Annotated in this window: 19 protein-coding genes; 15 read left to right on the plus strand and 4 right to left on the minus strand. The window is 58.0% G+C overall.

Annotated elements, in window-relative coordinates; genetic code table 11:
• Positions 1-11: 11 nt before the first annotated feature.
• The 10 genes from Q0D41_RS00845 (at position 12) to Q0D41_RS00890 (ending at position 10,393) form a co-directional block, all read left to right on the plus strand.
• Positions 12-1,367 (plus strand): phenylacetate--CoA ligase family protein, encoded by a 1,356-nt coding sequence (locus tag Q0D41_RS00845; protein ID WP_294374437.1) that lies wholly within the window; start codon positions 12-14, stop codon positions 1,365-1,367.
• Positions 1,368-1,453: 86 nt separating this feature from the next.
• On the plus strand, positions 1,454-2,620 hold the full coding sequence (locus tag Q0D41_RS00850) for an iron-containing alcohol dehydrogenase (protein ID WP_294373793.1): 1,167 nt from the start codon (positions 1,454-1,456) through the stop codon (positions 2,618-2,620).
• 63 nt (positions 2,621-2,683) lie between these two features.
• Entirely contained in the window at positions 2,684-3,619 is a 936-nt protein-coding gene (gluQRS, locus tag Q0D41_RS00855) for a tRNA glutamyl-Q(34) synthetase GluQRS (RefSeq protein WP_294373795.1), read from the plus strand.
• A gap of 482 nt (positions 3,620-4,101) precedes the next feature.
• Positions 4,102-4,452, plus strand: a complete 351-nt coding sequence (locus tag Q0D41_RS00860) for an XRE family transcriptional regulator (RefSeq protein WP_294373797.1) — start codon at positions 4,102-4,104, stop codon at positions 4,450-4,452.
• Between the two features lie 861 nt (positions 4,453-5,313).
• The gene (locus Q0D41_RS00865) at positions 5,314-6,027 is read left to right on the plus strand and encodes a LytTR family DNA-binding domain-containing protein (protein ID WP_294373799.1); all 714 of its coding nucleotides are present in this window, start codon (positions 5,314-5,316) and stop codon (positions 6,025-6,027) included.
• Positions 6,027-7,367, plus strand: coding sequence for an ATP-binding protein (locus Q0D41_RS00870; protein ID WP_294374440.1), 1,341 nt, complete (start codon positions 6,027-6,029; stop codon positions 7,365-7,367). Before Q0D41_RS00865 ends, Q0D41_RS00870 begins: the two co-directional genes overlap by 1 nt.
• Positions 7,368-7,467: 100 nt before the next feature.
• Positions 7,468-9,180: an FAD-binding protein gene (locus tag Q0D41_RS00875; protein ID WP_294373800.1), complete on the plus strand. Its 1,713-nt coding sequence runs from the start codon at positions 7,468-7,470 to the stop codon at positions 9,178-9,180.
• A gap of 150 nt (positions 9,181-9,330) precedes the next feature.
• Positions 9,331-9,858, plus strand: a complete 528-nt coding sequence (locus tag Q0D41_RS00880; protein ID WP_294373802.1) for a hypothetical protein — start codon at positions 9,331-9,333, stop codon at positions 9,856-9,858.
• A 59-nt stretch (positions 9,859-9,917) separates the two neighbouring features.
• Entirely contained in the window at positions 9,918-10,157 is a 240-nt protein-coding gene (locus Q0D41_RS00885) for a hypothetical protein (RefSeq protein WP_294373803.1), read from the plus strand.
• Positions 10,158-10,201: 44 nt separating this feature from the next.
• Positions 10,202-10,393: a response regulator transcription factor gene (locus Q0D41_RS00890; protein WP_294373805.1), complete on the plus strand. Its 192-nt coding sequence runs from the start codon at positions 10,202-10,204 to the stop codon at positions 10,391-10,393.
• Positions 10,394-10,510: 117 nt separating this feature from the next.
• Here Q0D41_RS00890 and Q0D41_RS00895 read toward each other — a convergent pair whose 3' ends face one another.
• From Q0D41_RS00895 to Q0D41_RS00905, 3 genes are all read right to left on the minus strand, one after another.
• Complete coding sequence (locus tag Q0D41_RS00895) at positions 10,511-11,407, minus strand: prenyltransferase (protein ID WP_294374445.1); 897 nt, start codon at positions 11,405-11,407, stop codon at positions 10,511-10,513.
• A 67-nt stretch (positions 11,408-11,474) separates the two neighbouring features.
• On the minus strand, positions 11,475-12,740 hold the full coding sequence (locus Q0D41_RS00900) for an Mbeg1-like protein (protein WP_294373807.1): 1,266 nt from the start codon (positions 12,738-12,740) through the stop codon (positions 11,475-11,477).
• A 9-nt stretch (positions 12,741-12,749) separates the two neighbouring features.
• Positions 12,750-14,174, minus strand: a complete 1,425-nt coding sequence (locus Q0D41_RS00905; RefSeq protein ID WP_294373808.1) for a helix-turn-helix transcriptional regulator — start codon at positions 14,172-14,174, stop codon at positions 12,750-12,752.
• Positions 14,175-14,330: 156 nt separating this feature from the next.
• On the opposite strand from Q0D41_RS00905, the gene Q0D41_RS00910 reads away from it, so the two are divergent.
• From Q0D41_RS00910 to Q0D41_RS00930, 5 genes are all read left to right on the plus strand, one after another.
• Positions 14,331-15,707 carry a carboxylate--amine ligase gene (locus tag Q0D41_RS00910; protein WP_294373810.1) on the plus strand — a complete coding sequence of 459 codons (1,377 nt, stop codon included), beginning with the start codon at positions 14,331-14,333 and terminating at the stop codon, positions 15,705-15,707.
• A gap of 1 nt (position 15,708) precedes the next feature.
• Complete coding sequence (locus Q0D41_RS00915) at positions 15,709-16,539, plus strand: DUF1461 domain-containing protein (RefSeq protein ID WP_294373813.1); 831 nt, start codon at positions 15,709-15,711, stop codon at positions 16,537-16,539.
• 25 nt (positions 16,540-16,564) lie between these two features.
• Positions 16,565-18,148 carry a glutamate--tRNA ligase gene (gene gltX, locus Q0D41_RS00920; RefSeq protein ID WP_294373815.1) on the plus strand — a complete coding sequence of 528 codons (1,584 nt, stop codon included), beginning with the start codon at positions 16,565-16,567 and terminating at the stop codon, positions 18,146-18,148.
• Between the two features lie 79 nt (positions 18,149-18,227).
• A complete protein-coding gene (locus Q0D41_RS00925) occupies positions 18,228-19,295 on the plus strand; it encodes a 4Fe-4S dicluster domain-containing protein (protein ID WP_294373817.1) in 1,068 nt (355 codons plus the stop codon).
• Positions 19,296-19,434: 139 nt separating this feature from the next.
• A complete protein-coding gene (locus Q0D41_RS00930) occupies positions 19,435-20,160 on the plus strand; it encodes an NUDIX hydrolase (protein WP_294374448.1) in 726 nt (241 codons plus the stop codon).
• A gap of 26 nt (positions 20,161-20,186) precedes the next feature.
• On the opposite strand, the gene Q0D41_RS00935 is transcribed toward Q0D41_RS00930, so the two are convergent.
• Positions 20,187-20,789, minus strand: a complete 603-nt coding sequence (locus tag Q0D41_RS00935) for a TetR/AcrR family transcriptional regulator (RefSeq protein ID WP_294373820.1) — start codon at positions 20,787-20,789, stop codon at positions 20,187-20,189.
• Between the last annotated feature and the right edge of the window lie 157 nt (positions 20,790-20,946).

The raw sequence follows: 20,946 nt of genomic DNA on the forward strand, positions 1-20,946 counted from the left end.
CCGTGGCAGACATGACCGTGAAGGGCGCCGCGCTGAAGGCGGCGGCCGAGGGGCGCTTCGATGAGTTGCCCATCCACAACCCGTCCATCGAGTGCGCGAGCCGTGAGCGCATTGAGGCTATTCAGCTCGCTCGCCTTATCGACCAGGTTGAATGGACGTATAACCGCGTTGCGTGGTACCGCGACAAAATGGATGCGATGGGCGTGAAGCCTTCCGATATTAAGACGCTGGCCGATGTGCGCAAACTACCCTTCACCGATAAGAACGCCCTGCGCGAAACGTTCCCGTATGGCCTGTTCGCCGAATCGCTCGACGATATCGTCGAGTTGCATGCCTCTTCGGGCACCACGGGCAAGCCGATCGTCGTTGGCTATGACCGCGGCGACATGGATTTGTGGGCCGACTGCATTATGCGCCTGGTGCAAATGGCGGGCGTCGTGCCGAGCGACCGCGTGCAGATGGCATTCGGCTATGGCATGTTCACTGGCGGTTTTGGCCTGCATTACGGCCTGCAGCGCCTTGGCTGCATGATGATTCCTGCGGGTTCGGGCAATACCGAGCGCCAGATTCAGATGATTCAAGACTACGGTTCCACGGTTCTCGTTGCCACGCCGAGCTACGCCATGCACGTGTGCGAAGTGGGCGAGAAGATGGGCGTCGATTGGGAGAAGAGCACCCTGCGCGTCGGCCTGTTCGGCGGCGAGCCTTGCACGCCTGCCCTGAAGGCTGAAATCGAGAGCCGCATGCACATCGTGTGCACCGACAACTATGGCCTGACCGAGGTCATGGGCCCGGGCGTTTCGGGCGAGTGCCTCGCGAGCCGCGACATGCAGCACATCGCCGAAGACCACTTCCTGTGGGAGGTCGTCGACCCGAAGACCGGCGAGCCGGTGCCCGACGGCGAAGAAGGCGAACTCGTGCTCACGCCGCTTGGCAAGCATGCCATTCCGGTGCTTCGCTATCGCACGCACGACCTCACGCACGTCATCAAGGAAAAGTGCGCGTGCGGCCGCACCACGGCGCGCATGCAGAAGGTGCGCAGCCGTTGCGACGACATGCTCATCATTCGCGGCACCAACGTGTTCCCGAGCCAGGTGGAAGACGTACTTTCCACCATCGAGGGCGTTACGCCGCATTATCGCATCGTGGTCGATAACGAAACCGGCCTCGATCGCATGGTGGTGCATGTGGAACTCAAGCCCGAAGCCTTCAGCGATTCCTTCGAGGAAATGGACGCATTCCGTCGCATGATCGAGGAGAAGCTCAAGAGCGTCATGCTTGTGGCTTCCAAGGTGAAACTCGTCGAGCCTGGCGGCATCGAGCGCTCTACGGGCAAGACGAAGCATGTGCAAGACTTGCGTAAATAACGAATATTGATACATTCAAAGCGGGCCTGGGAAAGTTTTTCTTAAGGCCCGCTTTCTATGGAGGGGCATTCGAAAGGGGTATTCACATGAATAATTTCACGTTCTGCGTTCCCACGAGGATTCATTTCGGCAAAGGCCAAATCTCGCATTTGAACGAACTTGCGGAAAGCGGCTCGAATGTGCTGCTCGTCTATGGCGGCGGCTCCATTAAGAAGAGCGGCCTGTATGGCGAGGCCACGGCGATTCTCGCCGACGCAGGTCTGCATGTGGTGGAGCTTTCGGGCATTGAACCGAACCCGCGCATCGAGTCGGTTCGCGAGGGCGCGCGCCTGTGCAAGGAGCACGCGATCGACATGGTGCTCGCTGTGGGCGGCGGTTCGGTGATCGATGCGGCCAAGGTCATTGCGGGTGCTGCGAAATACGACGGCGACGCGTGGGACCTGGTGATCGATCGCACGAAAATCAAGGCCGCGCTGCCGGTGTATTCCGTGCTTACCCTTGCGGCTACCGGTTCCGAGATGGACCCGTTTGCCGTGATTTCCGATTTGAACAAAAACGAGAAGTGGGGAACCGGGTCGCCCCTGTTCGTGCCGAAGATGTCGGTGCTCGACCCCACGTATACGTTCTCGGTCTCGAAGAAGCAGACGGCTGCCGGCACTGCCGATATGATGAGCCATGTGTTCGAGAACTACTTCACCAACGTTGAAGGCGCCACGCTGCAGGCGCATATGAGCGAAGCGATTCTGAAAACGCTCGTGCATTACGGCCCCATTGCGCTGGCCGAGCCCGACAACTACGATGCCCGCGCGAACCTTATGTGGTGCGGCTCGCATGCGATTAACGGCCTGCTTGACAGCGGGGCCGAAGTGGCGTGGTGCGTGCATCCCATGGAGCATGAGCTTTCGGCGTTCTACGACATCACGCACGGCGAGGGCCTGGCCATTCTGACGCCGGTGTGGATGAAACACGTGTTGGCGAAAGACCCGAGCAAGGCAGCTGCGTTCGCCGAATACGGTCGCGCGGTGTTCGGCATCGCCGAGGCCGACGATGCACAGGCGGCACTCGCTGCCATCGAGCGCACCGAGGATTTCCTGTTCAACCAGATGAGCCTGCCTTCGAAGCTGCACGAGGTCGGCATCGAAGACGAAGAGAACTTTGCCGCAATGGCGAAGAAGGCCGCTGCTGGGTGCGTGGGCAGCTTCGTGCCGCTTGAGGAAAGCGACATCGTGGAAATCTACCGCGCAGCGCTGTAGGCGAATTTTTGCGAGGGCGTGCCTTATTCGGATGGCACGCCCTCGAGTGCTATTCTGTAGAACATGGAAAACAGCAACGTACATATTAAAGGTCGCTTCGCGCCTTCGCCCACGGGCCGCATGCACGCGGGCAATATTTTCTCGGCGCTTGTGGCGTGGCTTGTGGCGAAGTCTCAGGGCGGCACCATGGTGCTTCGCGTGGAAGATTTGGACCGCGAGCGTTCGAAACCCCAGTTCATCGATGCGGTTCAGCGCGATTTCGAGACGCTGGGCCTTACGTGGGACGAAGGCCCCTATTTCCAGCATAACCGCGACGAAACCTACCAGGCGGCGTTCGATTCGCTCGTCGAGCGCGGCTTGGTATACCCGTGTTTTTGCACGCGCGCCGATTTGCATGCGGCTTCGGCGCCACATCATGGCGAAAAGCTCGTGTATGCGGGCACATGTCGTAACCTTACCGCCGAGCAACGTGCGGAAAAGGCGGCAGTGCGGAAACCCGCGATGCGGCTCGTGGTGCCCGACGAAACCATCGCGATTGACGATTTGATCCAAGGCCATTTCGAGCAGAACCTTGCGCACGATTGCGGCGATTTCCTCATCCGTCGAAGCGATGAAGCATTCGCGTATCAGCTCGCCGTGGTGGTCGACGATGGAGAGCAGGGCGTGAACAGCGTGGTGCGCGGCATGGATTTGTTGTGCTCGAGCCCGCAGCAGCGCTACCTGCAAGATTTGCTCGGCTTGCCGCATGCGCAGTATGCGCACGTGCCTTTGGTGGTGGGCGAGCATGACCGCCGCCTGTCGAAGCGCGACCACGATGCCGCGCTCGATGCGCTGCTTGAGCGCTTTAAAACTCCCGAAGCGATTATCGGCCATATCGCGGGCATTACGGGCTTGGCTCCTACGTGCGACCCCGCAACTCCCGAAGAGCTGCTGCAGACGTTTAGCGTGGACGACTTGGGAAACGATTTCCCCAACCTCGTTCAAATTCAGTGGCGGTAGACGCTTTTCCTCAACCCTGAAAGCGGGGAAATCGTAAGGCGAGGAAGCGATTTGTGCAAGAAGACATTAGATACAATCGGAGCGGTATAAGAGGGGGACTCCGATGTTCAAGAAATCGTTCTTCAATCCGTCTTCCGCGATGATGCTTGCTCTGGCGAAGCGTTGCGGCGTCGTCTATTCGAAGCGTCATGTGAACTTCGGAAGCGTCCTCTCTCTGGAGCTAGCCGGCATGGGGGTGCGAGCCCGACCCGAGGGCCGGGGACCGCGGGCTCGCGGCGGCGGTCCCGGACCCATTTGCTGACGGTTTTCGGGTTGGGGCCGAGTTCGGAGCAGCACCGCACTATCGGCCCGCCCGCCGAGATTATGCAGTCGGCGGTCTCGCGCCTGAATTCGCCGGCGTGCCTGGCGGATGGGTTTGACATGGCATCGTTCCTTCGGTCGCCGTCGGCATGAATTCTAAAGCATCGAAGTCTCTAGCATGCGTGTCCGAAAAGACGATACAGGTCAAAGCCGGGGAGCGCTATCCCAAGGACCCGACTGTAGATGTGTTGGCTACAGAGCTCGGTGTCAGCAGGGAGGCGTTGGTTTCCGACTGCGCTAGTACCGTTGATGAGGCGATGCAAGCGCTTTTCGATATTGAGGAAAAATTCGGGATCAAGCCCATCAAGCTCAACGGCATGGTCGTTGTCGCCATGCCTGAAGATGCAGTCGCCGCGGATCAGGAATTGCTTTCGAGGGTGCTGCATGCCTGGTACGGAAGCCGTAGGGACCTCGATGACGATGAAATCACGGAAAGTGAGTACTTCGCTTGGAAGGATTCCTTTAAGGTGTAGCGATTGATATTCCTTCGTTCCATGAAGCACTGCTCAGCAGGGCTTTTTTTAGCGCGACAATACTGTGGCAGAAGATGATTTGTCAGTAAATGATAGTACCGATACGAGAACGTATCGTTCCATTAGTGGTGCATGGTTTGGTGGTCTGCTTGGGGTAATCGCAGATAGCGATACGAGTTTGTATCGATTCATCATTCATTGGGGGTAAATCCCTGAACTGGGCATATGCAAAACGCTGAGTTCAAGGTGAGTTCAAATTGAGTTCACGAATTTCCTATCGCCGATGTATCGAGGCAAGTGGCTTGGAAGTGATGACGCTTATACGGCGCATTATTTACGGTGCCAAATTGGCACCGTTGCTCCGAACTGGGGTTTCTTGAGAAAAACGATTTAGGCGGGCTCTGAAATGCCCATGTGGTCAGGTGCGTCTCAAAGAAGGCTGGGACGGGAATGATGCAGCGCCTTTTCTCTATGGAGTCGCGCCAAGTACGCTTGGCGGCGTTCTCGATTCGTGTGTTGAAAGCCACGCCCGGCTTCCAGGACTTCTCGAGGTCTCACGCTAGTCATTCGCATCTCATTCGCGAAGAGGAGATCCGCTGGATTGGCGCCGCCATCACCAGCTCGTCTGACGCCAGCATGCGTACGACGGACCAGAGTTTGTATCGCCTGATAAAGAAAGGTACGATATTCAAGGAAACATGCTGCAGCACGCCATCCATCAGCAGGTGCTGATAAAGCGCTTAGAATACGCGAGCATGTAGCGTACGAAGAGACAAGCTGATTTCCCGGTGAGGCAGAGGCCGCCTACGAGATGTCCCTCTGTGCGTGATGAGCGGGAGAGTAGCGAAAAGGAGGGAAAAGATGCTGCGCATAGCGATCGTCGATGACGAGGAGGAGCAGCGGGAACGCATAGAAAGCTATCTCCAGCGGTTCGCTCGTGAGCAAAAGCGCGAGATTGCGACTGAACTTTATTGCAACGGGTTCGATTTCCTTTCGGTATTCGACCAGCGCTACGATGCGGTATTCCTCGACATTCAAATGCCCGATATGAATGGTATCAAGGTGGCCGAGGAAATACGCGAGGTTGACCAGCGTGTCAAAATCGTCTTCATCACGAACTTGGGGCAGTACGCCGTTCAAGGATATGCGGTACGCGCCATGGACTTTATCGTTAAGCCCGTTGAATGGGAGAGTTTCCGAGAAAAGATGCTGCACTTCTGCCGCGACTACGATGACGAGCAACCGCGATTTGCGACTATCCACAATGGCAACGGCATTGTGCGGTTGCGTGTCGACCGCATTGTGTTCGCCGAGCTCGTGAACCGCAAGCTGCATGTTCATACATTGGACGGCGAATACTCCGTTTACGAGTCGTTGCGCGATTTCCAAAATCAACTCGGCGACGACCAGCGATTCTTTCGCTGTCACGCATCGGTCCTCGTGAGCCTTATGTACGTGGAGCGCGTTGTGGGCAACAGCGTGATAACGCCGTGCGGAGAGGTGCCTGTTAGCAAGCAGAAGCGTGCGGCGTTCATGAAGGCGCTCGCTAAGCAATTGGCCGGGGGTCGTTCGTGATGATTGTCTTGTACGACTACGCGCTATTTGCGCTGGAAATGGCGGGTATATTGTACTTCCTTACGGGGTTGCCGGTACGATTCGAAGAGTCTTCCAAGGCGAGTGCTCGGCTTTTTCAGATAGCGGTGTTGGTGGTAACGCCCTTTCTACTGGCTCTGCGCAGCGGGCTCGATGGTGCGTTGGCCAACCAATATGGCGCGTTGCGCCTGACCGAATTGTTTGCGACATTGCTCTTATTCGTGGTTGCGCGCTATCGTATCAGCCTGCGTGAGGCGCTTTACTACACGTTCATTCTCTTTCTTGTGGAAATCGCCGTGGAGAAAGCTGCGGCTGCCTTTGTTCTTTCCCAAGAGGGGATGAACCTCGAAAACCATGCGGCCATTCTTGAGTTTCCCTCGGCAGCGGCCATATATCTGATCACTCCTACGACTCTCACGCTTGGAGTATTCTTCGTGCTGAAGCAGTTCTTCGTTCGCGTGCAGCCGAAGCAGATCGGCTGGAGGGAGCTCGTTCCCATGGCTCTTTCCATGGTACCCGTGTTGGTTGTGGGATATTTCGAACAGGCGATGCGCCTGGAGGGGGGAGGCGAGGCCCTGGGGCTTGCACTGTACGAGTTCTGCAGCATGACAAGCGTGCTTGTGATGGTCGGCGTGGATAACGTCGCCTCTATGCGCGAGGCCGAGCAAGAGCGGCGAATGTTGGAAGCGCTGATGCGGCACCAGGCCGATCAATACGAGCAACGACGCCGCGCTATGGAGGAGATTCGCCGGAAGCATCACGATCTGAGACATCATTTGCAATATATGGTGCAGCTCGATTCGGAAGACGAGCGCCTTGCTTACGCGAGCGAGGCGCTTGACATGACGTTTGACTCCGACCAGTTTTTACAAACCGGCAATGCCGTGCTCGATACGGTGCTTTCGGCCAGTGTCCAACGCTGTCGGGACAACGGCATACGGCTCGTCCTGTTCGTCGAGGCCGACGCGATGAGCTTCATGCGTCCTGCGGACATTGTCGCTATCGCAGGAAACGCGCTCGACAACGCGATCGAGGCGACTTCGGTTCTTCCCGTAGGTCGTCCACGCGAGGTGCTGGTGCGCATCAACGACGACGCGCACTGGTTGTACCTACATTTCGAGAACGGGTTTCAGGGTGCTCTGCGGTGGCACGAAGGTCGTCCGGTGACGTGCAAGGAAGATGCGCGTGGCCATGGCCTCGGTCTGAGAAGCATCGAAGCGGCGGTGGAACGATACGGGGGCACCGTGCAGATGGACGCCGAGGACGGCGTGTTTTCTCTGAACGTCCTCGTTCCGCGTGAAGAGTTTTCGAATATCAAATAGACAGGCGCTTCTCCCAATTTGACAGGTATCGCCCTTCAAGCTTGTCGCTGCTTCTATGCTGCGCTTATCGAGGCAAATGCAACGTACAAGGAGGACGGAAATGTCTCAGTTAAGTCGAAGGTCTTTTCTCAAGGGGTCGGTAACCACGGGTGTTGTTGGTGCAATGGCGGCAGCGGGCTTTGGATGCGCTTCTCAGGTGAAGAGCGAGGAGTCTGCCAAAACGGGGAGCAATGCTGCGACGACAGAGGGAGCTTCGGAGTCTGCGTGGCGCGTCGCTCCCGATCCGGTGGACGATAGCGCTATCGTCGATGAGTCGGTAGCCGATATCGTAGTAATCGGTGCAGGCCATGCCGGCACGGCGACGGCGCGCAGCGCTGCCGAGAAGAGCGACAAGAGCGTCATTCTCCTGGAGGCGCTCGAACAGAAGTACTACACTATCATCGGCAACGATATCGGACATTTGAACTCCCAGTACCTGAAGGATCACGGCGTGCCGGAGGTCGACCCGATTGAGTTCTTCAACGACTGGATGATGCGCAGTCAAAATGCGGCAAACCCCTCTCTCATCATGCAGTATGCAAAGCGCAGCGGCGAGGCGGTCGACTGGTTTCTGGAGAAAGTTCCCGCGAATCTGATGGAGACGATGACCATTTCATATTGGCCGCGTCACAAGAACATGCTCGACGAGATTGCTGGTCAGAAGTTCTGGACGGGAACCGTGCAGTGGGGTATGGGCAATGAGCACAATATGACTGAGGTGTATAAGGCCATTCACGCCTCTCTCGCCGAGATGCCCAACCTTGAGATTATCTTCGATCGCAAGGGCGTTTACCTTGAGAAAGACGGAGATGCAGTTACAGGCGTGGTGTGCGTCGATGCCGCTGGGGACTATCATCGCTATCGCGCCAACGAGGCTGTTGTCTTGGCTGCGGGCGACTTTAGTGCTGACAAGGAAATGATGACCGATCTGTGTGTGACCGCTCAGGACGTGCTGCAGGATGGCGTTACCGAATGGCATGACCCTATGGGTGGCAAGGACGGTTCGGGCATCAAGATGGGCGTGTGGGCCGGCGGCCGTCTAGAGCCACGTCCACTCGGCTCGATGAACGGCGACTTCGTCATTCCTTCTATGAACCCGGGCGTAGGCATCTATCTCGATGAGAACGGCAATCGCTACTGCAACGAGTTCTTCGGTGATCCCACATGGACCGGTAAGCCGGCTGCCCGCATCAAGCAGAATGTGTACTACACATTGTTCGATTCGAAGTTGAAGGAAACCTGCACGTATTCCGTGTCTGGCCATACCTGTTTCGATCCGCAAGAGCAGAACATCGCAAACATTGCTGCTCAATTCGAGCAGGGATTGGCCAACGGAGCCGAGGGCGACGGCCGTGGTACGTTTGTGGCGCAAGATTGGGATACGCTTGCCCAGTATATGGGCATCGAAGGTGAGGCCAAAGACAATATGATGGCCTCCATTAAACGCTACAACGAGCTGGCAACGGCAGGTGTCGACGAGGACTTCGGCAAGGATCCACGCGTGTTGTTCACGCTCGACACCCCGCCGTATATGGGCGTGGTGGCCGGCCCCGATCACGTGGGTGGTGTCATGGTTACTGTGGGCGGCTTGATGACAGACAAAAACTGCAACGTACTGAACGACGCCCTCGATCCTATTCCGGGTTTGTATGCTGCCGGCAACTGCCTTGGCCAGCGTTTCGGCGTTGCGTACTTCTCGCCCATTCCAGGCGTGAGCATCGGTAGCGCCCTCACGCTGGGCTATACGCTCGGCGAGCACTTGGCCCAAGCGTAAGCTCACGTCAATTCATCCCCTCCTCCGTCAGAAGGCCGCATTATCGCGGCCTTCTGGTGTTATTACGTTCCGAGTTCTCATTGCGTCACGATATTTACGGTGCCAAATTGGCACCGCTTGTCTGAACTGGGGTTTCTTACGAAATACGACATGATTGACTCGAACGTATACTTCGCTTCACTGCTTCCGGTTTGTGTGTTTGCATGTCTTGTCGCGCTGGGTCGATGCGATTCGGCTGCGCTTTCCGAATATCGCGCCCGCAAAACGCTCTCGAAACAGGGTATTTATGACCTCTTTTTCTTACTTGTTGCCGTTTCTTTGATGCTTGCTGCTCTTCGTGGTACAAGCCATCTTGGTTTATGGGGTGCGGGTTTTACGGGATCTCCTGTATCGAGCTTTATGGGATACGTTGTGGTCGGGATGGTTTTGTTTGCCTTTGCCTATCTGACCCTCATACGCAACAGTAATAACCAGATGCTTGTACGTTTTCAGCCTGCGTTTTTGGTTTTGGCGGCGGGTTTCGTTCTGTATGTTTTGCAAGATTCTTTCCTTGTGGTTCCAGGGTATGCTCAGTTTTTCGAATGGCTGTATTTGACGGTTGAATTGTTTGGACATTTGCTGAGCGGCACTTTGATTATTGCAGCAATACGATGCCTCCTTGGTGTTTTCAGGGCGTAAGCGATTCGGCCTTTGGATTGCTCGCGATTCCTTGGATCTTCTTGGCGCAGGATGCCACTATGGATATTCGTCCGCTTATGGTAATTGCCATTTTCCTCGTTATGGTTGCAACTATTCGCCCAATGAGTACTCGCCCGCTCGAGATTGAGCAAGTTATGGGAATTCCTTCGTCGGGCTTCTCGTTTGCGGCGGAGGGTGTCTTACATCGAAATGAGGTTTCCGATACCTCGTCGCCGAATCCACTGCTTGATCAGCAGGGTGAGTCTCTCGAGCGTCCTTGGCTCTATGCTATGCGGTAATAGCAAAATCGCACAGTCTATCTGCGCGAGAAACGGACGTCTTTATGCTCCTAGCGCAGGGTCGTAGTCGGCCGTATATCTGCGAAGCGTTGTATTTGTCCGATGGAACGGTAAAGACTCATATCTCGCATATCTATCGCAAATTCGACGTGCATGGACGCCAAGAACTGCTCGATGCCGTGCAAAGCGAACTCGCTCATTTTGATCCGGCTGAATTCGTTGATATCAAGAATTAATCGAGGTCGAGAACAGCGGTTGTGTTGTGACGTGTTTAGGGCAACTCATTCATGGACGATGCATTGAGCGATAATTTACGCCGTAAAGTTTCCGACTTGCTTTCCGCGTTATCTTCTTTACAGCGTAAAACAAACTCCTGAACTGGCAAGAATCGCTGCCGCGTAGAATGCGCCCAAAGCGATGTTCAGGCTGCAAATCTGAGCCATGGCGCCAATGCGCGAGTGCGAATTGAGCGGGTTGGCGAACAGCGCCTTCAGCAGCGGAATGGCGGCGAGCAGCATGAACGGCACCACGATAAGGCCGCCCGTGAAAAATGCGCCCACGAGCACCACGATCGCTGAAAGCCACGCCAGCACGAGCGCGTGGTAGGTGCTGCGTGCCTTCTCGCGACCGAGCTTCGCGGGCAGCGTCTGGCGGCCAACGGGAATGTCTTTCTCAATGTCGCACGTGTTGTTCGTCATCATAATCAGGCCTACGCCAATAATCTCGGGCACGGCCCACAGCAGCATAAGCCAGTTCAAATCGCCCGTGAGCGCCTGGTAGCACGCGAGCGGAATAAGGCCGCCCATAACGCTGCCGCTCACGGCCTCGCCAATAGGCAGGTAAGAAACGGGCGTTTTGCCTGCGGAATACACCACTACGAACACGGCGCCCACAACGCCAATCGCCAAGGGAATCCAGCCTGCCTGCCAAATAACGTAAGCGCCCAGCAGAAATGCCGCTACCAGAAACCCAATGCCCAGGCGCAGCGCGCACACGGGATTCACGTTGTTGTATACGAGCGTGGCATCGCTCACCTCAACGTCGTCGTCGGCCGAGTCGGTGCCTTTCACGAAGTCGTAGTAATCGTTGAACGTGTTCACCGAGGCCTGCATAAGAATGCATATCGCGAGCAGCACGCACGCCATGATCGGCGAAATCGCGTGTCCCGTTGCCGCTGCCGCGCTCGTCGCTACGAGCGCGGGCAGAATCGCTGCCGGCCAGGTGTGCGGAGCGGCCAGTTGCACGGCCATTTTCACGGTGAATTTCTGGTATTCAGGTTTGGTAGTGCTTTCCACGGTCTCTTCTTTCGAGGTCTCGTTAGTTCTTCCTGCGCGTGCTTTGCGCTTCGTCGCGTTCGGTGTCGATGAACGGCACGGCTTCCTTCATGCGCTCGATCGTAGCACCCAAGCGCTCACGCAACGTGTGGCCAGCCACGTCGCCCAGGTTCTTAATGGCATGTGCCATGACTTCCTTGGTTTGGTCGTCGAGGTTTCGGCCGTCGCGCATGAACGTTGCCATGTTGGACATGAAGCTGCTCTGGAAATCGGCCCAGCTTTTCGCGTCGCTCGAGGTAATGAGGTCATACATCGTGTCGATGAACACTTCGCGCTCGTGCTGCGAGCAGCTGCGCAGCCAGCGATCAAGAGTGATGTCGAACATTTTCGCGCTGTTGTTCAGCGTGCGCTGCGTGCTGAAGTCATACCCGTCAACAATCCAGGTGAACGGCACGTGCTGGAAGAATCCCATCGCGTTCGACTGCACAATGCGGAAGTCGTCGCGGCTTTCCAGGATCATGCCGAATACGGAAGACTCGGGCACGGTTTTGTCGAGCTTCGCCTGGAATTCGGGCTCGTCGATGCGCGGCGAGGGTGCTTCCAGAAAGCTCGGGCCATCGTGGTTGAACACGCGCTTGATGCGCGCGTAGCCGCCCTCATCGATAGTGAGCGCGGCGAATTCGGCGAGGTTGCCGCCCTTCGAGTGGCCGCCCACATATATAGGCATGTCGCTCGGCAGCGCAGAAAGCACGCCCGACACGTATGCCGTCGCGGTTTTCTGCGAGGGAATCACGGGCATATAGCTCAGGTTGAAGTCTTCCTTCCAGCCTGCGAGGGTGCCGTCGGTTCCGCGGAACGCCAAGTATGCCAAAGGGGCGCCGTCTTTCGCGCCCACGGTGAACGTGCACGCGCAGAACTGCTTCTCGATAATTTCGGCGGTCTCGTTTGCGAACAGGCTCACGCCTAAATCGGCATAGCGGCGGCTGCATGCGAGCGCGCGCAGGAACTCGGGCAACTCTTCGGCATCTTCGAGCCAGCCGCCCGAGAGCATGCTTTGCAGCGGCGTGAAACGAAGAATGTCGATTACGGGCACGCTTTCTGCGCCATGCACGTTTCCGTAACGGTATTCGTCGAGGTTCAAATACACGAGCGACGAAAGCACGAGGCTGTCGACGGGGCAGAACGGCACTTCGATGAAGCTTTCCTGCGTCTCGCGCAAGAAATCGGCCATGAACTTCTGCGTTTTTTGCTTAGGCGCCATCGAATGCATCGCGCGGGCGTTTTCGCTCATTTTTTCGGGTGCTTCCATGAGCTGCTCCTATTCGCGCGATCGCAGGCTGGCGGCGGTTTTTTCGGCCAAGTCGAGCAGTTCTTGGCGGCTGTGCACGCCGCACTTCGAATAGATGCGGCGAAGGTGCGTATCGGCGGTGCTTTTCGCGATGAACAGCTCCTGCGCGATACGCTCGTTGGTGCGGCCGCGCAGCGCGAGCGAGAGCACCTCGGTTTCGCGCGCCGAAAGAGCCGCCCCCTGGGCAATGGCCTTTTTCACGTCTTCGGTGTTGTCGACGGCAACGGTGTCGACCGCGCGGGAAAGCGCGCTGAAATCGCGCTCGGTGAACAGGAACACGTAGGCGCACACCATGGCGAGGCCCGCGGTGGCCATGGCGGCATAAGGCGTGGTGTTCAGCGAATTCGCCGCGTCGAGGCCGTTCGCGAGGAAAATTCCGAGCGCCTCGCCGCCGTAGAGCACCGCAAACCCTTGCGCGAAGGCGAGCGCGCAGCTTGCGCCTTCGAGCTGGGCGCTCGCGCAGAACAGCGATGCAAAGGCCGCGCATAGGCCCAAGTAGCCTGCAAGCACAATGGCGTCGCCCGTGATATCGACGTTCACGAGCACGGGCGCGAACAAAAAGCCCGCGAGCATGAGCGTGAACGCGATGCGGTAGCTCGCCGAGAACGTGTCGCGTTCGCCCGCCGCGCGCAGCGTTTCTAAAACGCCGCCGCAGAACAGCGCCACGATGAACATGGCATAGGGGAGCGTGGGTGTGGAAAGCGAGCCGGGGTCGCTTCGGTAGGCCTCAACGAAGCCCGCAGCCAAGCCAAAGATGAGGGCGCCTGTGAGCATGCGTGCGGAAAGCGCGCGAGCGCGCGCTGGTTTAATGATGGGAGGCTGCGCCGTTTCCGGCGTGTCGCCGCTTTGCTCATGTCGAGCGATTTCCATGAACGCCACGCCCGCGAATGGCAGAACGCATCGAAGTGCCAAGCCGATTTCCTCTGGCGCAAACCACAGTGCGAAACAGCATGCGGCGGCGATGCCCGTGGCGGCGAAAATCTCGGTTGCGGCGAGGCGCGGCGGGTTGGCGCCGAGCGTTTTGCCCCAGGCCATGAGTGTGAGCGCCATGGGCGCTCCAATGAGCAGGCCTTCTGCGGCAACTTCGGCCGCGGTGGTGCCGGGCGCGGCCGAAATGGCGGCTCCGGCGCTCATGAACGCCGCGAACGCGGCGAGCGTGCCGCTGCGCGACAGGGCGCGTTCGGCGACATCGGGCGCGAGGCGCTCTCCAATGAAAGCGGCAACCATGAATGCGAGCGTGAGCAGCAATTCCGCACGCTCCACCGAAAAGGGGCCGAGCTGCATTTGGTGGTTCGTGCCCAAATAGAAAGCGGCGTATACAAAGCCCTGGTAGCATGCGAAGCCTGCGATGCGCGCCCATGACGGCTTCGGGGTGTCTTCTTGGGTTTTGTTCACGCGGGCGCCTTCCTGAATATGCTTAGTGGGAGCTTTCATAATAGCGCGACCGCTCGCCAGATATGGTGCGCTTTGGGAGAATGCGCACGCGTTTCACGTTGCTTCGTGCGCTTGTCGTATGCTAGGCGCGTATACGACAGAAAGAAGGAAGAGCTCATGCCTACTAACGCCCAGCTCACCGATGAATACCTCGCGCTTGTCGCCGAACGTGGCGGCGACGCGCAGGGCCGCCTTGCCGCGCGCGAGCACATGAACAATTCAACGGCGATTTACCACCACGAGGTGGTCGACTCGTCGTACGTGCCGCGCCTGTACAACCGTGAGACGCACGAGCGTTTCGCGTATATCGCCGAAACCACCTATTCGATTTTGTCGAAGGTCATGCGCGAGTATTTGGAAAACCCCAGCTACCGCCATGTGTACGATATTGACCCGCGCTTGGTGGAGCTTATTTTGCTGCCGCGCGGCTACGACGCGCTGCTGCCGTTCGCGCGCGTGGACTTGTTCCTGAACGAAGACGACATGTCGGCGCAGTTCTGTGAATTCAACGCCGACGGTTCTTCGGGCATGAACGAGAACCGCGAAATCACCGCGAGCATCGCGGATTCCGAGCCCTTCAAGGCGTTCGCCGCGGCCCACAAGGTTCGTACGTGCAACGAAGAGCTGTTCGCCGGCTGGGTCGACGAGTTCCTCAAAATCTACGACACCTACGATTTGAAGGTCGCCAATCCGCACGTCGCGATTGTCGACTTCTTGGAAAACGCCATTACCGAAGAGTTCAAGATTTTCGCCGGCCTGTTCGCCGAGCGCGGCATCGAGTGCTCGGTGTACGATGTGCGCGATTTGGCGTTCGAGAACGGCGAGCTTATTGGCAAGAAGGCGTTCTATGGCCGCGACGACGCGAAAATCGATGCCATTTGGCGACGCAGCGTGACCAATGACATCATCGACAACTGGGATGCGTCGCAGGCGCTTATCTCGGCCGTGCGCGAGCGCAAGGTGGCGCTCATCGGCAGCTTCGCGGGCCACTTGGTGCACGACAAGCAGATTTTCCAGGTGCTTCATATGCCCGAAACGCAGGCGTTGCTTACCGACGATGAAAACGCTTTCGTGCGCGATACGGTGCCGTTCACCTCGTTTTTGACGAGCGACGTGGTGGCCGAACGCAACGTGAAGGCCATGCGCGAAAACTGGATCATCAAGCCGACCGACGCCTATGGCTCCAAGGATGTGTTCGCGGGCTCGAACTATACCGACGAACAGTGGGTCGAAATCGTCGACGCCCACGTCGATAGCAAGGCGGGCACGCCGTTTTTGGTCCAGCGTTACTGCACGCCGTTCAAGACGCTCGCCATTCCGCTGTATGGTACCGAGGCCGATGCCACGGTAGAGCCCTCGCCGTACAACAATATGGAAGGCCTGTACATCTACAACGGCCGCTTCACTGGCGTGTTCAGCCGACTGGGGCCCGAGCCGGTTATTTGCAAGAAGACGCACGGCATTACCGCCGCGACCATTTGGGTGGATGAATAGCATGGCGAAAAGCGAGTCTTCGGCGCGCATCGTAACGAGCGTCGTGGCCGTGATTTCGGCGGTGGCGTTGGCCGTGAGCCTTGTCGCGGCCGGCTTTGCGGCGTGCGCCGTGCCCGACATTTCCACCAAGGCGCTTGCGAGCGCTTATTCGACCGATGACGCCTCGCCGTTCACGAAAGACGAGCTCGTTGCGGCTGCGGTGCAAACGAAGCGCTACACCATCGACGACAACGACAAAGCCGCGGTGTACGCCACGATCGCCGCGATCAATGCGCAAGAGGCGCTCGCCGGCACGGCTGGCAAGGGCGCTCCCAAGATCGATGCGACGGCGAACTATGCTGCGGGCGAGCTTTCCGACGAGCAGGTCGCAACGCTTGAAGCGACATTCGACGCGGCGAGCGAGCGCTACGTGCTCACGCCCGACGCCATAAGCCACCTCGACGACGTGTTCGGCGTGGTGCAGGCTGCGAAGTGGTGGCTTCTTGCCGCCGTGGTGGCCGCGTGCGTTGGCTGCACGGCGACGGCGTTTCGCGGCGGAAAGCGCGTGCTTGGGCGCGTGCTCGCAGGTGCGGGCGTTTCCGTTTTGGCGGTGTTTGCGCTGCTCGCGGCGTGGGTTGCTGTCGATTTCGACGGCTTCTTCGCGCAATTCCACTCTCTGTTCTTTGCGGCAGGCACGTGGACCTTCAGCTGGGATTCTTTGCTCATTTGTATGTATCCACCTGAATTTTGGGTGGGCATGGGCGCTATTTGGCTCGTGGTCACGGTTGCGTGCTGCGTCGTTTGCATTACTATAGGAAGGCTGCTGCGCAAAGGGTCAACCCAAAAGCGCTAAGAGACTATTGGAAGGATAGATTCGTATGGCAGATTCGACCTCTGGCGTGCGCGTTCGTTTCGCGCCTTCGCCCACGGGCAAGCTTCATATCGGCGGTGCCCGCACGGCTATTTACAACTGGGCGTTTGCTCGCGCCACGGGCGGCACGTTCGTGCTGCGCATCGAGGACACCGATCCCGAGCGCTCCACCGAGGAAAACACGCAAATCATTCTGCGCGCTATGCGCTGGCTCGGCCTCGATTGGGACGAAGGTCCCGAAGTGGGCGGCGATTTCGGCCCCTACAAGCAAACTGAGCGCTTCGACACCTACAAGGCTGCCCTGGAGCAGCTTAAAGAGCGCGGCGCGGTGTACCCGTGCTTCTGCACGAAGGAAACGCTCGACGCCAAGCGCGAGGCTGCCGAGAAAACTGAGGGCGGCTATTCGGGCTACGATCGCACGTGCCGTTCGCTTTCCGCTGAAGAGGCGCAGGCGCGCATCGATGCAGGCGAGCCGCATGTATGGCGCCTGAAGGTGCCCGAGAACCATGGCCCCATCGAGTTCGACGACGCCGTGTATGGCCACATGAGCTTCCCGGCCGACGTTATGGACGACATGATTCTGGTGCGCACCGATGGCACGCCGACCTATAACTTCGCCGTGGTCTGCGACGATGCGAACATGCATATCACACATGTAATTCGCGGTGACGACCACCTGTCCAACACGCCGCGTCAGATTCTGATTTATGAGGCATTGGGCCTTGAGGCTCCGACATTTGCGCACCTCTCCATGATTCTGGGCGCCGACGGCAAGAAACTTTCCAAGCGCCACGGTGCCACGAGCGTCGAGGAATACGCTGCGCGCGGCTATTTGCCCGACACGATGGTGAACTTCCTGGCCCTTCTGGGATGGAGCCTCGACGGCGAGACCACGATTATCCCGCGCGAAGTGCTGTGCGAGAAGTTCGGCCTCGACCGCATTACGAAGAAAGACGCCGTGTTCGACGAGACCAAGCTCGATTGGATGAACGGCCAGTACATCAAAACCATGCAGGCCGACGAATGGGTGAAGCTGTCCACGCCGTGGCTGGCGCAGGCTCGCGCAGCCGGCATGGCTGCCGCCGAGGGCGCTGTGGTGGTTGACGCTGCCGAGGCTGAGCCGTTCGCGCTTTCCGACGACGAGCAAGCTGCCGCCGTTGCCGAAATCGCTGCCGACATCGAGGCGCGCCCCGCATTCTACGAGGCGCTTTACCCGTTGCTCGCCGAGCGCGAGACGAGCCTGAGCGATGCTGCCGAGAAGCTGCCGTACATGTTCTGGGGCAAAAACGTCGTGCTCGACGCCAAGAGCGTGAAGAAGGTTCTGCAGAAGGAAGGCGCCCGCGCCGATGAAGCGCTGCGCGCGTGCCGCGAGGTGCTTGCAAACGCCGAGGCTTGGGAATGCGATCCCATGCAGGAGGCGTGTCGTGCGCTGTGCGAGCCTATGGGCATCAAGCCCAAGCTCATGTTCCAGCCGCTTCGTGTTGCCGTGTGCGGCAACATGGTGAGCCCGCCGCTGTTCGAGAGCATTGAGCTGCTGAATCGCGAAGACGTGCTTGCCCGCATCGACGCGACGCTCGCTGCCGCATTCTAATATTTCGCCCGCGCCGGCAATGCGTTCGGCGCGGGCGCTCTGCGTTGTTAAGGCTGCTTAAAGGGGGATTCTCGCAGCGATGAAAGTTCTCACGATTCCTGAACACTGCACGCGTACGCACGGCGCACATTGCACGCGCTGCCAGCTCGCGTGTCCCGCCAAGGCTCTTTCCTTCGACGAGGCGGGCGCGCCGGTTATCGATCGCGATGCGTGCACGAAGTGCGGCGTGTGCATTGGCGTGTGCGACGCGTTCTCTTCGAGCTCGGCGACGGCTTTGCGCCTGTATGACCACTTGCGCAAAGTGGCCATGCGCGGAGAAATCGTATACCTCACCTGCGAAGAGAACGTTTTCCCTGGTTTTGAGCCGGCGAAAAATGTCACGGTGCTTCCTTGCTTGGCGTGCGTGCCTCCCGAGTTGTGGACGCTTCTGCTCTCGCAGAACGTTCCTGTGTGCGTGGCGTGCGATTTGAAGTACTGCGAAGATTGCTCGCGCGCTGCGAAAATCGGCGAGTTGCTTTTCACCAAAGCCATCGAAATTGCCGAGGCGCAAACGGGCGAGAGCGTTCACTTCGATCGCGAAATTCCCGAATATGCGCCTCCCGTGGAAGCTGTGGTCGATGACGAATTCGACCGTCGTGCCGCGTTTGACAGCGTGAAAGACGATGCGTTCGGCATTATTTCTGGCCGCCGCCGTCTGAAGCAGTCTGACACCCTGAAGGAGGCCTATCGCAAGAAGGAACGCGAACGCATGCGCGAGGCGCTGAATTTGAGCGAGGGCGAGTACTTAAGCGACGCGCTCGAGAAGGGCAGGGCGATCCGCGTCATGCCGCCTCGTCGCCGCATGCTGCTTGAGGCCTATGCCGCCAAGCCCGATATCGCCGAAAATGTCGAAATCGCCGTGAGCGCGACCGACCATGACGCCTGCGTGGAATGCCTCGATTGCGTGGCGAAGTGTGCGAGCGGCGCGCGCATCGCGACCAAGGAAGGCCACCTGGAGTACGACGCGCGCTACTGCGTCGGCTGCGGCGCGTGCGAGGCTGCTTGCCCGCGCAACGCCATCGAGCTCGTCGAGGCGACCTTCGCCGATCTTTTGCCGGAAGGCCCCGGCAAGCCAGCTATTGAGCCCAATCTGGCCGATTACGAGTAGCTGTACGAAAGTGGGGTAGGAGGAAAGCCTTCTGCCCCATTTTTCCTTGGTGGGAAACTGCTGGTTTCCGGCTTTCCGGGCAGGGCAGGGAATCGATCCTGCCTCGTTTTAACGTACGAGGGGAGTGCATGTGGAAACGATGGACCGCGATCGCGCCCGACTGATTGCCGACATTGAAGCTTTCAAGCCGTTCAATGAACAGGAATCGGTCGATAAACAGGTGATTCTTCGCGCTCTTAAAAGTGACCCCAATTGCTTCGAGCGCTCTGCGCAGGCGCATATGGCGACATCGATTTGGACGGTTGATGCTTCTTTTGAACGCACGCTGCTTGAATGGCACAACATTTACCAATCGTGGTCGTGGATTGGCGGTCATGCCGATGGCGTGGCCGATTTGCGCGCGGTTGCTCTTCGCGAACTCGAAGAAGAGACTGGCGTGCATGGCCGCATTCTTCCGTATGGCCGCGGCGTTTCGGCCGAGGGCGAGCTTGTTCGAGGGAATGGCGTTCTGGGAGGTTCGAATCTTCCACTTGAGCAAGACGCGTCGAGCGAAAGCTGTTTCGCGCGGGGTTTTGAATCGTGCCAACGAGCTGATTTCCGCCCTAACGGTGGCGATATTTTCTCGCTCGAGGTGCTCACGGTGAACGGCCACGAGAAGCGCGGCGCATATGTGGGCTCCCACTTGCATCTGAATGTGACGTATTTAGCGCAGGCAAATCCCGATGAACCGCTGAAGGTGAAGCCTGACGAGAATTCCGCCCTGAAATGGGTGCCGCTCGACGATGCCGTTCGCCTGTCAAGCGAGCCGTGGATTCGCGATCGCATCTACCGCAAGCTTATCGCCAAAACCCGTGCCTATCGCTGATCGAACCTGCTAAACGCTACGAGCATTTAGCAGGTCTCTGCTTCTAAGATTCCGTTGACGCCTCGGGTCATTGCTTTCGCAACGATTCGGGCGATTTCGTTGAAAGGCACGTCGTCGCCCGAGTTGTACCAGCTTTCATAGGCTTCGAACATGCCGCCCAGAATGAAACGTGCGTAGTACTCGGTGTTTTCCAGGGACTTAAGGCCGCGCGCCGCGCGCTCGCGCTGAATAGCTTCGACCCAATAGGGCGTCATGGCCGAAATAAGGTGCTTAATGGGAAGCTTTTCCATGAATATTGGGTTGAACAGGCGCGTTTGGCGATAGCTTTCACCAATCTCGTGCGCAACGCCATCGACATCGAGCGGCACGGTGTCCAAAACGCCGCTTGCCTTGATGCGCTCCATGGTTTTTTGCGCGTGTCGTTTCGTCATAGCGTCGAGCACGTCGTCGACCGAGTCGTAGTGCAAATAGAACGTCTTGCGATTGATGTTGGCTTCTTTCGCCAAAGCGCTTACGGTGATTTTGTCGTAGTCGGTTTTCAGGATGAGGCTCGCCAAGCCCTCCTCGATTGCTTGGCGTGTTTTCAATACGCGTCGATCGATTTTCTTCGCGCCGCTTTCCTGTGCCATATTCTTTTGCGCCCCTTTGAATCTGAAATCAACATTTCGGCAAAGTTAACCCCAAATTAAAACACTCTGTTGCTTATGCTTCACCTGTAGCAATACTGGCAATTGTCCCCTTTGCTTCGAATCATAATAATGCACATATGAGCATAAAACCACACAT

It is taken from the genome of uncultured Slackia sp. (assembly GCF_934630525.1).
In the GTDB taxonomy this organism is placed as follows: domain Bacteria; phylum Actinomycetota; class Coriobacteriia; order Coriobacteriales; family Eggerthellaceae; genus Slackia.